Consider the following 15,151-nt stretch of genomic DNA (forward strand, 5'->3'; position numbering starts at 1 on the left):
CTTCGTCGATGGATCGTCCGGCGCTGATCGTCAAACCCTTCTCCGACTCCGATCGTGAGCGCTGGGACGCGTTTGTCGAGCGCTGTCCGCAGGCCACCTTCTTCCACCTCGCGGCATGGCGCAACATCATCGCCGAGGTGTTCGGTCACCGTTGCCACTATCTTCTGGCCGAGCGCGCCGGGGAGGTTGTCGGCGTGCTGCCGCTTGCAGAGGTTCGCAGCAGGCTTTTCGGACACGCGCTGACCTCGTCGCCGTTTTGTGTGTATGGTGGGGCAGTCGGGGAGCCCGATGCCCTCGACGCGCTCGAGAGCGCGGCCGATGCCCTCGGTCGCGATCTTGGCGTCCAGCATCTCGAACTGCGCAACCTTGAAGCCCGTCACGCCGATTGGCCGCGCCAGGAGATCTACTTCACGTTCCGCAAGGCCCTGCAGCCGGAGGTCGAAGCCAACATGCTCGCGATCCCGCGCAAGCAGCGTGCGATGGTGCGCAAGGGCATCAAGAATGGTCTGGTGTCACACATCGACGCCAACGTGGATCGGTTCTTCGCCCTCTACGCCGACAACGTCCATCGCCATGGCACCCCGGCGCTACCGAAGCGCTTCTTCGAGCGACTGCGCCAGACCTTTGGCGAACGGTGCGAGGTACTCACCGTCACCAGTGCCGATGGCAAACCGCTGTCCTCGGTGCTGAGCTTTTACTTTCGCAATGAGGTCCTGCCGTATTACGCCGGTGATGACTTCGCCGCCCGTGATCTTGCCGCCAACGACTTCAAGTACTGGGAGTTGATGCGCCGCAGCTGCGAGCGTGGCATCGAGGTCTTTGACTACGGCCGCAGCAAGCTCGGTACCGGGCCATTCAGCTTCAAGAAGAACTGGGGCTTTGAACCGCAGCCGCTGTCCTACGAGTACCGGCTCTACAAGCGCGACAGCGTGCCGCAGAACAACCCCTCCAACCCCAAGTACCGTGCTTTCATCGCACTCTGGCGCCGACTGCCGCTGCCGGTGGCGAATGCGCTGGGGCCTTACATCGTTCGGAATCTCGGCTGATGACCGACGCAGTGCCGACCAAGGGCTCGCTCGCCCGCGATATCGTTCCGGTGGTGCTGGCCATCCTCGGCGTATTCGTCTGGCTGATTGCCTGGTACTGGCCGACTGCACATCAGATCGCCGGCATCTGGCATCGCTCCGACACCTACGCGCACGGAATGGTGGTGCTTCCGGTCTTCGTCTGGCTGGTCTGGCGCAAGCGTGAGCAACTGAGGGGCCTGACGCCTCAACCGGTGCCGTGGGTCGCGGTGCCGCTCGCCCTGCTTGGATTCGGCTGGCTGCTGGGTCAGATGGTCAGCGTCGATGGGGTCACCCATTTCGCGCTGATCGCGATGATCTCATTGGGGCTGGCCGGCGTACTCGGATCGAGACTCGCGCGAGTGCTGCTGTTTCCCATTCTGTTCTTGTTCTTCGGCCTGCCCATTGGCGATTTCCTGCTGCCGGTGCTGATGCATTACACGGCGGAGTTCACTGTCACGGCGCTGCGCCTGTCCGGCATCCCGGTGTATCAGGAGGGCTTGTTCTTCATCGTACCCAACGGTCGTTGGTCGGTCATCGAGGCCTGCAGTGGCTTGCGCTACATGCACGCTTCGCTATTCGTCGGTGCGCTTTATGCTTACTTGAACTATGTCAGCCTCAAGCGGCGGCTGCTGTTTCTGGTGGTCGCCTTCGTCGTGCCCATCGTCGCCAACTGGATCCGCGCCTACCTCATCGTGCTGGTTGGATATCTCACCGACAACCAGATCGCGGCCGGCGCCGATCATCTCATCTATGGCTGGGTGTTTTTCGGTGTCGTCATTCTGCTGATGTTCTGGATCGGTTCCTTCTGGCACGAGCACCCACCGGCCACCGTCGCGGTCCAGCCCGCTTCCGAAACGGTTGCCACACAGCGGGGTGTGCGTTGGCCGACGGTGTTGCCGCTCGCGCTGGCCACCATGTTCTTCCCGCCGCTGCTGCACTTCATCGAGAGACCGGTCGAACCCTTTGAGGTCACGCTCGCGCTTCCAGCGCCTCAGGCGGGTTGGGTGCTTGCCGATGAGCCGGTCCTGGGCTTTCTGCCCAACTACCAAGGTCACAGAGCGGAACGCCATCAGACCTATCGCCGCCTCGACGATGGCCAGGCGGTCACCCTCTACATCGCATACTACGCAGCGCAACGCGAGAATTTCGAACTCGTCTCGTGGCGGAACCGACTGCTGGGGCGCGAGGCTGACGAGTCGCGCTGGATCGATCTGGGCATGCGCCGCGACGCGCTGCCGGAAGTGGGTACTGTCGTGCATGGCCGTTTGGTGCGCAATGACGAACGGCGGCTCGGTGTCTGGCACTGGTACTGGAGCAACGGGCGAGTCATCTCGAGCGACATCCTGGCCAAGGTTTTTCTCGCGGTCGATCACCTGACCGGTCAGCCCGACGATGCTGCCTTTATTGCGATCCATGCCGAAGACACCTTCGACGGCGCGCAGGCCAGGGAGGTGGTCGCATCCTTCATCCGAGATCATGCCAGCGCCATTGAGCGCACGCTGGAACAGGCCGAAGCCGTACGATGAGCGACGCCCGCCCGCTGATCATGCACGTCGTGTACAGCTTCGATACCGGTGGTCTCGAGAACGGTGTCGTCAATCTCATCAACCACATGCAGCCGGGGCTTTTCCGCCATGCGGTGGTGGCGTTGACCTCTTGCGCCCCCGCTTTCTGCACCCGCATAGAGCGTCCGGACGTGGCGTTGATCGATCTCAACAAACCGCCTGGCCACGCGTTTCGCCTCTATCCAGCGCTGTATCGGCTTTTCCGTCAGCACCGGCCTGCGATCGTTCACACCCGCAACCTGGCCGCGCTCGAGGCGCAGGTGCCGGCGTGGCTCGCCGGTGTACCGGCGCGAATCCATGGCGAGCATGGCTGGGACGTTGGCGATCCGCAGGGTCTCGGCCGCAAGAATCGCAGCTTGCGGCGCTTGTTTCGACCTTTCGTGCAGCGCTACGTGGCCTTGTCGGGGCATATCGAGGACTATCTTCACCAGGGTGTCGGCGTGCCTGCCGGGCGCATATCGCGCATCTGTAACGGCGTCGATATCGAGCGCTTCTGCCCGGGCGAGGGGAGGCGTGAGGCGCTGAAGGGCTCGCCCTTCAACGACCCGGGTTACTTCGTCTTCGGCACCGTAGGGCGTCTCACACCGGTGAAGGACCAAGCCGGCTTGCTCCATGCCTTTGCCCGGCTGCTGGAGAATCGGCCGGAACTGCGCGAACGTGCCCGTCTGATGATCGTCGGCGACGGGCCGCTGCGTGACGCGCTGGTTGCCGACATCACGGCGCTGGGCCTGCACGAGCACGTCTGGCTTGCGGGCGAACGCCGGGACGTGCCGGAAGTCATGCGCGCGATGAATGTGTTCGTGCTGCCATCACTTGCCGAAGGCATCTCCAACACCATTCTCGAGGCGATGGCCAGCGGCTTGCCTGTTATCGCCACCAATGTTGGTGGCAATGGTGAGCTTGTCGAGCACGGCCGCACCGGGACATTAGTCGCGGCATCGGACCCCGGTGTCCTTGCCGACGCACTGATCGCCTTTGCCGCAGCCCCGGAACGCGTCGCAGAAGCCGGTCGTGCCGCTCGCCAGCGTGCAGTCGAGCAGTTCAGCATCGGCCACATGGTCGAGCAGTATGAACAGTTGTATCTGGGCAAGGCCATGCCGAAGGGAGTGGCGGGGGTGAAATGGTGTTGAGGGCGGTGCGTTTCGCGTTCCGCTCAACACACCCTATGATGCTGTCTTCGCGGCTCACGCCGCTCCTGCCTGTCGTTCGAAAGCCGTGCCTGTGGGAGCGGCGTGAGCCGCAAAAGCCAGGCTTCGAAACCCTCGAACCGCATCATTCAACCACCACAAAACAACGGTAACAAACATGTGTGGAATCGCCGGACTCTTCGACCTTCGCGGCAAGCGCGACTTCGACCAAGCGCTGGTCGAACGCATGAACCAGGTGCAATTCCACCGCGGCCCGGACGAGGGCGGAACCCACTTCGAGCCCGGTGTCGCGCTCGCCCACCGTCGCTTGTCGATCATCGATCTTTCCACCGGCCAGCAACCACTGTTCAACGAAGACGGCTCGGTCGTCGTCGTCTTCAACGGCGAGATCTACAACTACCAGGAGCTGGTGCCCGAACTCGAAGCCCTCGGCCACATCTTCCACACCCGCAGCGACACCGAAGTCATCGTCCACGCTTGGGAAGCCTGGGGTGAAGACTGCGTGCAGCGTTTTCGAGGCATGTTCGCGTTCGCGCTCCATGACCGCAACCGCGGCGCATTGTTCATGGCGCGCGACCGGCTGGGCGTCAAGCCGTTGTTCTACGCCGAACTTGCGGACGGCACCGTGGCGTTCGGTTCCGAGCTCAAGGTGTTGATGCAGCATCCAGGGCTGAACCGGCGGATCGACCCGCATGCGGTGGAGGAGTACTTCGCCCTCGGCTATGTCGCCGAGCCGCGAACCATCTTCGAGGGTGCGCGCAAGCTCGGTCCGGGCGAACTGCTGACGATCCGCCGAGGTCAGTCCATGCCGGCACCGAGACGGTACTGGGACTTGCGGTTTACGCTGGACAATCCGATGTCGCTCTCGGACGCCGCTGCCGAGCTCACTGCCCGTCTGCAGGAGTCGATCCGCCTGCGCATGATCTCGGAGGTGCCCCTTGGCGCCTTCCTCTCCGGTGGAGTCGATTCCAGCGCGGTCGTCGCCCTGATGGCGGGCCTGTCGGACAAGCCCGTCAATACCTGCTCGATCGCGTTTGACGATCCCAAGTTCAACGAGTCGCAATTCGCCGACATGGTCGCCCAGCGCTACCGCACCGACCACCATGTCGAGACGGTTGCCGCCGATGATTTTGACCTTATCGACACCCTTGCCACGCTCTACGACGAACCCTACGCCGACAGCTCCGCGATGCCGACCTATCGAGTCTGCCAACTCGCACGCAAGCATGTCACGGTTGCACTGTCGGGAGACGGCGGCGACGAGAGCTTCGCGGGCTATCGGCGCTACCGCATGCATCTTGCCGAGGAGCGCCTGCGCTCAGCCATACCGCTGGGGCTTCGTCGCCCACTTTTCGGTATGCTCGGGCGGCTTTATCCGAAAGCCGACTGGGCCCCACGGGTGTTCCGCGCCAAGGCCACCTTCGAAGCGCTCGCGCGCGACTCGGTTGAGGCTTACTTTCACGCAGTGTCGATCCTGCGTGACGACATGCGCGACAAGATGTATTCCGACGGCTTCAAGCGCCAGCTCGCCGGCTACCAGGCGAGCGATGTCTTCCGCCAACATGCCGCCCAGGCCCGCACCGACGACCCGCTCGCGCTGGTCCAGTACCTCGATCTCAAGACCTATCTCGTCGGCGATATCAATACCAAGGTCGACCGCGCCAGCATGGCGCATTCGCTCGAAGTGCGTGAACCGCTGATGGACCACCCGCTCATCGAGTGGCTGGCGACCCTGCCATCCGGTCTGAAGGTCGACGGTCAGCAGGGCAAATACCTGTTCAAGAAGGCCATGGAGCCCATGCTGCCCAACGATGTGCTGTATCGCCCCAAGATGGGCTTCGCGGTACCGCTCGCCCGCTGGTTCCGCGGCCCGTTGAAGCAGAAGGTACGCGACGCCGTCCTCGGCGAAACCCTGGCCGCCAGCGGAATCTTCAAGCCGGCTTATCTTCAGCACCTGGTCGACGCCCATCAGTCCGGCGTCCGCGACTACAGCGCGCCCCTGTGGACCCTGCTCATGTTCGAAGCCTTTCTGCGCAATCAGGCTCAGTAGCGTGTGCCGGAAGGGCTGACCGCTCCGTTAAAATAGAGCGCTATCTGGTCGCTGATGAGATAATGCGAAGTTTATTCACTCAGCGAGCCTGCCAAAAGTGACAATCCTCGTAACCGGCGGTGCCGGATTCATCGGCGCCAACTTCGTGCTCGACTGGCTCGCACTGTGCGACGAACCGGTCGTGAACCTCGACAAGCTTACCTACGCCGGGAACCTCGAAACTCTGGCCAGTCTGCGCGAAGACCCGCGTCACGTCTTCGTGCGGGGCGATATAGCTGATGCCGAGCTCATCGAGAAGCTGCTTGTCGAGCACCGTCCGCGTGCGGTGATCAACTTTGCCGCCGAAAGCCATGTCGACCGCTCCATTCATGGCCCCGGCGAGTTCATTCAGACCAACGTCGTTGGCACGTTCCGCCTGCTCGAGGCGGTGCGAGGCTACTGGAGTGCGCTTGAGGAGCCGGAAAAGGCCGCCTTCCGCCTGTTGCATGTCTCCACCGACGAGGTCTACGGCACGCTCGCGCCCGACGCTCCGGCCTTTGCCGAAAGCCACCGTTACGAGCCTAACAGCCCGTATTCCGCCAGCAAGGCGGCCAGTGATCACCTCGTACGTGCCTGGCATCACACCTACGGTCTGCCGGTGGTCACCACCAACTGCTCCAACAACTACGGCCCGTTCCATTTTCCGGAAAAGCTCATCCCGCTGATGATCGTCAACGCGCTCGCGGGCAAGCCGCTGCCGGTCTACGGCGACGGGCTGCAGATTCGTGACTGGCTTTACGTCAAGGACCACTGCAGCGCCATCCGCCGGGTGCTCGAATCCGGCCGTTTGGGAGAGACCTACAATGTGGGCGGCTGGAACGAGAAGGCCAACATCGACATCGTCCGCAGCATCTGCGCGCTGCTCGACGAGATGAAGCCCCGTGTCGATGGCCAAACCTATACCTGCCAGATCACCCACGTCGCGGACCGCCCAGGTCACGACCGCCGCTACGCCATCGATGCGCGCAAGATCGAGAGCGAGCTTGGCTGGAAGCCGGCCGAGACCTTCGAAACCGGCATCCGCAAGACAGTACGTTGGTACCTGGACAACCCCGAGTGGGTCGCACACGTGCAGAGCGGGGCTTACCGCGAGTGGGTTGGGTTGCAATATGGTCGAGCCTGAGTTCGCGCCTCACGACGCTCCCACAAGCAGTGGTTGTCGCGTCACCCGATGCTTGTCCATCACCAGTGGGAGCGGCGTAAGCCGCGAATGCTGCGCTGACACTCCCTCGGAGACGCCATGAAAATCCTCCTCTTCGGACGTGAGGGCCAAGTCGGTTGGGAGTTGCAGCGGGCGCTGGCGCCGTTGGGCGAGGTGGTTGCGCTCGGACGGCAAGGCGCTGACGGCTTGTGCGGGGATCTCACCAGTCTGGCCGGCATTGCCGCCACCGTGCGTGCAGTCGCGCCACAAGTCATTGTCAACGCCGCGGCCTACACCGCTGTGGACCGTGCCGAGTCGGAGCCAGAGACCGCGATGCGGGTCAACGGCGATGCCCCCGCTGCACTTGCGATGGAGGCGGAACATGTCGGTGCCTGGCTGGTGCATTACTCCAGCGATTACGTCTTTCCAGGCAGCGGGAGCGCGCCTTGGACCGAGCATGACACGCCCGGTCCGCTGTCTGCCTATGGTCAGAGCAAGCTCGCCGGCGATACAGCGGTGCAGGCAGGTTGCACTCGTCACCTGATCCTCCGCACCAGCTGGGTGTACGGCTTGCACGGCGCCAACTTTCCCAAGACCATGCTGCGGCTCGCGCTCAGCCGCGACAGGCTAGATGTGGTCGACGACCAGATCGGCGCGCCAACCGGTGCCGAGCTCATCGCCGACATCACTGCCCACATGCTGCGCGACATTGACCGCAACCCGCAGGATGCGAGCGCCGGTGGGCTTTATCACCTCGCCGCAGCCGGCGAAACCAGTTGGTGGGCCTACGCCCGTTTCGTGCTCGATCGTGCACGGCGCGAGGGTTTGCCTCTGCAGGTGGCGCCGGAGCAGGTTCGCGGCATTCCGTCAGAAGCCTACGCAGCCCTCGCGCCCCGGCCGCGAAATTCGCGCCTCAACACAGAACGACTGCAATGTCGCTTTGGCCTGCGCCTGCCGCCCTGGGAGCACGGCGTGGCGCGCCTGGTCGACGAACTCATTCCCACGCTGAAGAACTCCCCATGAAACCACGCAAGGGCATCATCCTCGCCGGTGGCTCCGGCACCCGACTGCATCCGGCCACGCTGGCCGTTTCCAAGCAACTGCTGCCGGTGTACGACAAGCCGATGATCTACTACCCGCTCAGCACCCTGATGCTGGCGGGCATTCGCGACATCCTCGTCATCTCCACCCCGCAGGACACCCCGCGCTTCGAGCAACTGCTCGGCGATGGCAGTCAGTGGGGCGTGTCGCTGCAATACGCGGTGCAACCCAGCCCGGAGGGTCTCGCCCAGGCCTTCCTGATCGGTGAAGCCTTTCTCGACCGCCACCCCTGCGCACTGGTGCTTGGGGACAACATCTTCTACGGTCACGACTTCAAGCCACTGCTCGACAACGCCATGAATCGGGAGCAGGGCGCCACCGTGTTCGCCTATCATGTCCTCGACCCCGAGCGCTACGGCGTGGCCGAGTTCGCGCCCGATGGCAAGGTGCTGTCCCTTGAGGAGAAGCCGGCACAGCCCAAGTCCAGCTACGCGGTCACCGGGTTGTATTTCTACGACCAGCGCGTGGTCGAACTCGCCCGCAGTCTCAAGCCTTCCGCCCGCGGCGAGTTGGAAATTACCGACCTCAACCGCCTTTATCTGGAGCAGGGCAACCTGCAGGTCGAGATCATGGGGCGCGGCTATGCCTGGCTCGATACGGGCACCCACGACAGCCTGCTCGATGCCGGCCAGTTCATCGCCACCATCGAGAAGCGCCAGGGCCTAAAGGTCGCCTGCCCCGAGGAGATCGCCTGGCGCGCCGGCTGGATCGACACTGCAACGCTCGCCGCGCTCGCCGAGCCACTGGTCAAGACCGGCTACGGCCAGTATTTGCTCCGCCTCATCAATCGTCGGGTGTATTGAGCATGCAGATCAGAAAGCTCGCGATTCCCAATGTCATCCTCATCGAACCGCGCGTGTTCGGCGACGACCGCGGCTTTTTCTTCGAAAGCTACAACGCCCGCGCCTTCGAGCTCGCCACCGGCCTCGCGGTCGATTTCGTGCAGGACAACCACTCACGCTCCATGCGGGGGGTGCTGCGTGGCCTTCACTACCAGCTCCCTCCGCACGCCCAGGGTAAGCTGGTCCGAGTGGTACAGGGCGAGGTGTTCGATGTGGCAGTCGACATCCGGCGTGGCTCACCCACCTTCGGAAAATGGGTCGGCGCCACCCTTTCCGCTGACAACAAATGCCAGATGTGGATTCCGCCCGGCTTTGCCCACGGTTTTCTTACCGTTTCCGAAAGTGCCGAGTTTCTCTACAAGACCACCGACTACTACGCGCCAGAATCCGAGCGCTGCATCGCGTGGAACGACCCCGAAATCGGCATCCAGTGGCCAATCGCCACGGCGCCTCTGTTGTCCGCCAAAGACGCCGAGGGCGTCGTGCTGAGGAACGCCGAGGTGTTTCCTTAGGGCGTGTTCGCGGCTCACGCCGCTCCTACAGGTAGTGGAGGCGTATCCATCACTTGTAGGAGCGGCGCAAGCCGCGAACCTCTGCGAGTCTTCGAGCACAGACGCCAGCCCGCAGCCCCGGCGCTCGCCGATCACGCGCCTCCCACGAGCAGTGGTCACGCCTGCATCATCTATCCCAACCGTGCGCTATTCCCGCCCATGCAGGTTCGACGCGGTCTACAATCCGATCCCATGCGCATTCTTCACGTCTTCGATCACTCTCTTCCGCTGCACAGCGGCTACACGTTTCGGTCGGCCGCCATTCTCAGGGAGCAGCGGGCGCGGGGGTGGGAGACATTTCACCTCACGTCCCCAAAGCAGGGCGCGACCGACGCGGAGGTCGAAACCGCAGACGGGCTCGAGTTCCACCGAACGCCCCCAGTCCCCGGCGGCACAGGAGCAATTGGTCAACTGGCTCAGATGAAAGCCACCGAAGCGCGTCTCGAGGAACTCGCGCGCCATTTGCGTCCCGACATCATTCACGCCCACTCCCCGGTGCTGAACGCGATTCCGGCGCTGCGCGTGGGCGAGCGGCTCGGCATTCCGTCTGCCTACGAGGTGCGCGCCTTTTGGGAGGACGCCGCGGTTGATCACGGCACCACCCGCGAAGGCAGCCTGCGTTACCGAATCACGCGCGCCCTGGACACCTGGGCCTTTCGCCGCGTCGACCAGATCTTCACCATCTGCGAAGGCTTGCGCGCAGACATCGTCGCGCGCGGCATCCCGGAGAAAAAAGTCGTCGTCATCCCGAATGCGGTCGATGTGTCCAGCTTCCAGCTCTCTGGCCAGCCGGATCCCGAGTTACGCCGTCGGCTTGGCTTCGATGGCACTACGGTGCTCGGCTTCGTAGGCTCCTTCTACGCCTACGAGGGTCTGGACCTGCTGCTGCAAGCGTTCGCCGGCCTGTCTTCGTCCGACCCGGATCTTCGGGTGCTGCTCGTCGGTGGCGGGCCGCAGGAAGCCAATCTCAAGGCGCTTGCGAGCGAGCTGGGCATTGTCGACAAAGTGGTATTTACCGGTCGTGTGCCGCATGCCGAAGTCAGCCGCTACTACGATCAGATCGACCTGCTCGCCTACCCGCGTCACTCGATGCGACTCACCGAAATCGTCACCCCGCTCAAGCCCCTCGAGGCCATGGCGCAGGGCAGGGTGTTTGTTGCCTCCGACGTTGGCGGTCACAAGGAGCTCATCCGCGACGGCGAAACCGGCTATCTGTTCCGCGCTGGCAGCACCGAGGCGCTGGCTTCGGCGATCTCCAACGCGCTCGCCGCGAGAGAGCAGTGGTCGACAATGCGCCAGGCGGGCCGACACTTTGTCGAGTCGGTGCGCAACTGGCGCAACAGCATTGCCAACTACGCCCCCGCCTACGAGCGGATGGTGGAAAGTGCCCTGAAACGCAGCTGACACAACGCCCCATCACCTGCAGGAGCGGCGTAAGCCGCGAACACGGCGACTCATTGGGCACCTCGCTTACCACAAGCCAGCGCAGCCTTCGCCCCTCACCGGCTCCCACAATCAGTGGAGACCACTCCACAGGTGCACCCCGATCCGTGCGCAATTCCCGCCACGGCCTGCGCCAGCCGACCTACAATTACAGCTTATGCCGAACACATCGTCGCAAGCTGAGCCGCTGCTCTATCTCGTGCACCGCATCCCTTACCCTCCGAACAAGGGGGACAAGCTGCGTTCGTTCAACATCCTGCGCCAACTGGCGGGCAGATACCGTGTCTACCTCGGCGCCTTCGTCGACGATCCTGCCGATCTCGTGCATGTGCCCAGTCTTTCGGAGTGGTGCGAAGACCTCCACATCGAACGCATCGACCCCAAGCTCGCCAGACTGACCAGCCTGCGCGGTTTGCTTGCCGGCGAAGCGCTCAGCATCCCGTACTATCGCAACCGGGCCATGCGCGACTGGGTCGGTGACGTGGTGGCGCGACACAGCATCCGCAAGGCGCTCGCGTTTTCCGGGCCGATGGCGCAATACCTCGACCAGGCCGGTCTCGCGCGTCGTGTCATTGACTTCTGCGATCTCGACTCGGCCAAATGGACGCAATACGCGGCCGAGCGCACCTGGCCGATGTCATGGCTGTATCGTCGCGAGGGTGAGCGCCTCTTCGCCTTCGAGCGGAGCTGGGCGCAAAGGGCCGATGCCAGCACCTTCGTTACCGAGGCCGAGGCGGACCTTCTGCGGCGGCACCTGTCCACCACAGAGGCGAGTCGCATCCACGCGGTGCAGAACGGCGTTGACGCCGACTTCTTCTCGCCGCAACACGCGCTCGCCAACCCTTACCCGGACGGCGGGCCGAAGCTGGTCTTCACCGGCGCAATGGACTACTGGCCCAACATCGACGCAGTCACCTGGTTCGTCAAGGACATTCTGCCCGGCATTCGCGTCATCCACCCGGACGTGAGCTTCACCATCGTCGGCATGAACCCCACTCCTGCAGTACTGGCCCTCGGAGGCCCTGGCATTCAGGTCACCGGCACGGTGCCGGACGTACGTCCCTGGCTCGCCCATGCCGACCTCGTCGTCGCGCCATTGCGTATCGCCCGCGGAATCCAGAACAAGGTGCTCGAAGCCATGGCCATGGCCAAACCGGTCGTCGTGTCGGCGGCAGCGGCCACCGGATTGGCCGGTGAGAACGGCCGAGACTATCTTGTCGCCTCCACCTCCTCCGAGTTCGTCCAGTCGGTCGTCGAGTCAATCGCTGACCCGGTGGATGCTCAGCGTATAGGCTGCGCGGCCCGTGAGCTCGTATTGTCCCATTACAGCTGGGAGGCACATCTGAACGGCTTGCTGTACCTGGTGGGTGCTCACACGAGTGAGTCGGCGTGAACCGAGGTGCTTTGGGTTGATGTTTATTGATGATGTTGGTTACGATGTGTATCGTCATGAGCATCAATCCCGCACTGGAGGGTGCCATTCATGGAAAACGCACATATAAGAGCCACCAAGAGAGCGACCAACGTATCGTTGGACGAATCCCTCCTGTTGGAAGCCAAGACCTTGCGCATCAACGTTTCACAAGCCGCTGAAGCCGGGGTGGCGCGGGCGGTGGCGGAGAAGCGAGCGGAGCTTTGGGTTGCCGAAAACCGGAAGGCGTTCGAGTGCTGGAACGCTTACGTGGAAAAGAACGGGCTCCCGCTTGGCAAGTATCGGAATTTCTGATGACGCAGTTCACCGTCTACGAGAACGACGAAGGCCCAGGCTATCTCGTTGACCTGCAAGCGGAGATCCACAGTCATTTCGCGACGCGCGTGGTTGCACCGTTACTCCCGGTCGAGGACGTCCCAGACCATGCCTCCGGACTCAATCCAGTGTTCGAGATCGAAGGGCAGCGTTTCGTGATGGCCACTCAGGGCATGGCCGCGGTTCCGCTGGCTATCCTGAAGCGGCCGGTTTCGTCCCTTGCCCATCGGCGAGCAGAGTTCGTAGCCGCCATGGATCTCTTATTCCAGGGGTTTTGAGCAAAGGACCACGCTGGACCGCTTCAACCGCAAACGAACGCCCGTAGTCTCAGCCTCTCTGGCCGTGCCGCAGATTCAACACCCGTACACTCTCCGGCACAATCCGCAGCTCACGCTCGTAGCCCATATTGCGCAGATCGATGCGCCAGAGAATCTCGCCGGTCACTTGCTTGAGCACCTCGCGCCGTGCGGCCTGCCGTCGCCCCAGTCGACCATCGAAGAAGCGCCAGTCCAGCGCCGCCAAGGCGAGTGCGACCACGCCGGCGGGTGGGTGTCGGGTCAGGGCCACTGGATGCCCGCGAAGCGACACGGTGACCGTTTCGGCCTTTTCACCCACCTCGACCTGGTCGAAGTCAGTCAGTCCGTACAGAGCGCCACCGTGTTCGATCACCGTTGTCCAGCCGGCCAGATCGGCGTCTTGCCGCAAGCGAGCAAGCGCCACCCGGCGTGGCACGAGCTCGCATAACGCATCACCTTGCCCGCCTGCGTGCAGGGGCACCCCGCCGGCATAGCGAAGCTCCGCCTCGTTCAGGCTGAAAGCCTGCGGCAGCTGGCCGCGGGTGCTCAACACCAGACATCCGCCCTCAGCATTGCGCATGCACAATACGCCCGCTTGCCGGTCGTGAAACACCCCCGGCTCATCACCCCGCCAGGCAACGCGATGAGTGGCAAGCACCTCTGCATCGACCGGCCCCAGCCAGCGGCAGATTGCCGTTACCGCTGCCGTCCACGCGTTGTACACCGTCAGGTGCATGTAGTTGTCCCAGCCTGCGTCACCCTGTTGGTGCCCAAAGGGGTCGAGCCACAGCAGGCCGTCGTCCCGCCGCTGCGCGCCAACGCGACGGGAAAGCGCAGTCACCGGGGAGTTTGCGTCATCCTTGTCCAGCCCTAGCAGCACCATCGCGCCCAGCAGGCAGGCGTCGCCGAATAGCGCATGGTTGCTGCGTCCCAGCCCCCCGGCGTAGCCCGCCGCATCCCAGCAATGTACCAGCCATCCGAATAATCCGCGCAAGTGCGCGAACAAGGCCGGGCAGGGGCGCAGCCGTGCCGCCAGCGCGGTCAGCAGCAAGGCCTTGTGGTGATAGGCGAAGGGCGTGGCCACCCTTCCGCCGGCTGCCGGTTGGGCAGGGTAGTCGATGAAGGCTCCGTCGCGGGTGGTCCAGCGCTCGAGTAGGTCGCAAAACGCTTGTTGTTCAGCGGCTACCTGCGCATCAGGCGCCTCGATCAGGCGCGAGAGTTGCGCCAGCAGTGCCCAGTTGTTCGAGGGGTAGTCATGCGCCAGCGTGCAGCGCGCATGTGCGGCTTCGATGCGCGCGAGCTGAGCCGCACTGGCGCCGCGCGCTTCGAACACCTTGCTGCAGAAGCCCAGCAGCAGGCGGTTGAACGGCAAATGCCCGATCTGCTTCGAGTCCAGCTCTGCCCATGCGTCAAGCGGGGCCAGCGCATCGTCCAGCGAGGTTTCCGGATCGCAAGCCATCGCGAGCGCGAGGCTGACCTGTGCATAGTGGTCGCTTGGAGTGGGTGCATTGTCATGCGGATCGTGCAGGGTGCCCGCATCGTTCAGCAAGGCCACCAGCGCCGGCAGCAAACCCTCGTGCAGCTCGCTGAGCGCGGTGTTCATCAGGGGCCGGTTCACGTCATCAGCGTGCGCAGCAGGCGCAGCCCGAAGCGCCCTGGTGTTCGATCCCACGGCGTGAAACGCGGTAGCTGGAAAGGATCGGCGCCGACCCGTGCCGCAGCTGGCGCGGTAGACACGGCAAGCTCGAAACCGCACTCCCGTGCCATTGCCGCGTGCCGCGCGTCGTAATCCTTGCCTGGTCGCCCGTTAGGGTAGGCGAACAGGCGGACCGGCCGCTCAAGCCGTGCCTCGAGGTCATGTTTGCCCGCCAGGATCTCCTCTCGCGCGGCGCCGTCCTCCAGCCGAGTCAGTATCGGGTGGTTGCGCGTATGGCCACCGATCTCCACCCCGGCAGAATCGGCCAGCTTACGCAGTTCGTCGGTGGTCATCATCAGGTCGTCCGGTAGGCTCACGCCAAATCGCGAAGCCAATGCCTCGACCGACTCCTGCCGCTGCGTCATCTGTTGATACTTGAACTGCCCGATCAGCTTGTGGATGAGTCCGATGCGGCTCTCCGCGCCATTCAGCGCCACCACTCCGACACCGACATCGGTCAGATCG

General features: G+C 63.6%; 14 protein-coding genes. 12 read left to right on the forward strand and 2 right to left on the reverse strand.

Going from position 1 to position 15,151, the window contains the following annotated elements:
- Positions 1 to 8: 8 nt before the first annotated feature.
- The 12 genes from GPA21_RS08595 to GPA21_RS08650 all read left to right on the forward strand — a co-directional run bounded on the left by GPA21_RS08595 (position 9) and on the right by GPA21_RS08650 (position 12,972).
- Positions 9 to 1,046 carry a FemAB family XrtA/PEP-CTERM system-associated protein gene (locus GPA21_RS08595; protein WP_168987788.1) on the forward strand — a complete coding sequence of 346 codons (1,038 nt, stop codon included), beginning with the start codon at positions 9 to 11 and terminating at the stop codon, positions 1,044 to 1,046.
- A complete protein-coding gene (xrtA, locus tag GPA21_RS08600) occupies positions 1,046 to 2,593 on the forward strand; it encodes an exosortase A (protein WP_168987789.1) in 1,548 nt (515 codons plus the stop codon). Before GPA21_RS08595 ends, xrtA begins: the two co-directional genes overlap by 1 nt.
- Positions 2,590 to 3,762, forward strand: coding sequence for a TIGR03088 family PEP-CTERM/XrtA system glycosyltransferase (locus tag GPA21_RS08605; RefSeq protein WP_168987790.1), 1,173 nt, complete (start codon positions 2,590 to 2,592; stop codon positions 3,760 to 3,762). Before xrtA ends, GPA21_RS08605 begins: the two co-directional genes overlap by 4 nt.
- Before the next feature lie 175 nt (positions 3,763 to 3,937).
- On the forward strand, positions 3,938 to 5,830 hold the full coding sequence (locus GPA21_RS08610; RefSeq protein WP_168987791.1) for an XrtA/PEP-CTERM system amidotransferase: 1,893 nt from the start codon (positions 3,938 to 3,940) through the stop codon (positions 5,828 to 5,830).
- 97 nt (positions 5,831 to 5,927) lie between these two features.
- Positions 5,928 to 6,992, forward strand: coding sequence for a dTDP-glucose 4,6-dehydratase (gene rfbB / locus GPA21_RS08615; protein WP_168987792.1), 1,065 nt, complete (start codon positions 5,928 to 5,930; stop codon positions 6,990 to 6,992).
- Between the two features lie 117 nt (positions 6,993 to 7,109).
- Positions 7,110 to 8,033: a dTDP-4-dehydrorhamnose reductase gene (rfbD, locus tag GPA21_RS08620; protein ID WP_168987793.1), complete on the forward strand. Its 924-nt coding sequence runs from the start codon at positions 7,110 to 7,112 to the stop codon at positions 8,031 to 8,033.
- Complete coding sequence (gene rfbA, locus GPA21_RS08625; RefSeq protein WP_168987794.1) at positions 8,030 to 8,914, forward strand: glucose-1-phosphate thymidylyltransferase RfbA; 885 nt, start codon at positions 8,030 to 8,032, stop codon at positions 8,912 to 8,914. Before rfbD ends, rfbA begins: the two co-directional genes overlap by 4 nt.
- A 2-nt stretch (positions 8,915 to 8,916) precedes the next feature.
- Positions 8,917 to 9,465: a dTDP-4-dehydrorhamnose 3,5-epimerase gene (gene rfbC / locus GPA21_RS08630; RefSeq protein ID WP_168987795.1), complete on the forward strand. Its 549-nt coding sequence runs from the start codon at positions 8,917 to 8,919 to the stop codon at positions 9,463 to 9,465.
- Between the two features lie 231 nt (positions 9,466 to 9,696).
- Entirely contained in the window at positions 9,697 to 10,908 is a 1,212-nt protein-coding gene (locus tag GPA21_RS08635) for a TIGR04063 family PEP-CTERM/XrtA system glycosyltransferase (protein ID WP_168987796.1), read from the forward strand.
- 196 nt (positions 10,909 to 11,104) lie between these two features.
- Positions 11,105 to 12,340, forward strand: a complete 1,236-nt coding sequence (locus GPA21_RS08640; RefSeq protein ID WP_168987797.1) for a TIGR03087 family PEP-CTERM/XrtA system glycosyltransferase — start codon at positions 11,105 to 11,107, stop codon at positions 12,338 to 12,340.
- Between the two features lie 90 nt (positions 12,341 to 12,430).
- Positions 12,431 to 12,673 carry a type II toxin-antitoxin system CcdA family antitoxin gene (locus tag GPA21_RS08645; RefSeq protein WP_211163499.1) on the forward strand — a complete coding sequence of 81 codons (243 nt, stop codon included), beginning with the start codon at positions 12,431 to 12,433 and terminating at the stop codon, positions 12,671 to 12,673.
- On the forward strand, positions 12,673 to 12,972 hold the full coding sequence (locus tag GPA21_RS08650) for a CcdB family protein (RefSeq protein ID WP_168987799.1): 300 nt from the start codon (positions 12,673 to 12,675) through the stop codon (positions 12,970 to 12,972). The genes GPA21_RS08645 and GPA21_RS08650 overlap by 1 nt, the downstream gene beginning before the upstream one ends.
- A 49-nt stretch (positions 12,973 to 13,021) precedes the next feature.
- On the opposite strand, the gene GPA21_RS08655 is transcribed toward GPA21_RS08650, so the two are convergent.
- On the reverse strand, positions 13,022 to 14,593 hold the full coding sequence (locus tag GPA21_RS08655; RefSeq protein WP_168987800.1) for a hypothetical protein: 1,572 nt from the start codon (positions 14,591 to 14,593) through the stop codon (positions 13,022 to 13,024).
- 11 nt (positions 14,594 to 14,604) lie between these two features.
- A partial coding sequence (locus GPA21_RS08660; RefSeq protein WP_168987801.1) for a polysaccharide deacetylase family protein occupies positions 14,605 to 15,151 on the reverse strand: 547 nt, incomplete at its 5' end.

Source organism: Azoarcus taiwanensis (assembly GCF_012910885.1).
In the GTDB taxonomy this organism is placed as follows: Bacteria; Pseudomonadota; Gammaproteobacteria; order Burkholderiales; family Rhodocyclaceae; genus Azoarcus_F; species Azoarcus_F taiwanensis.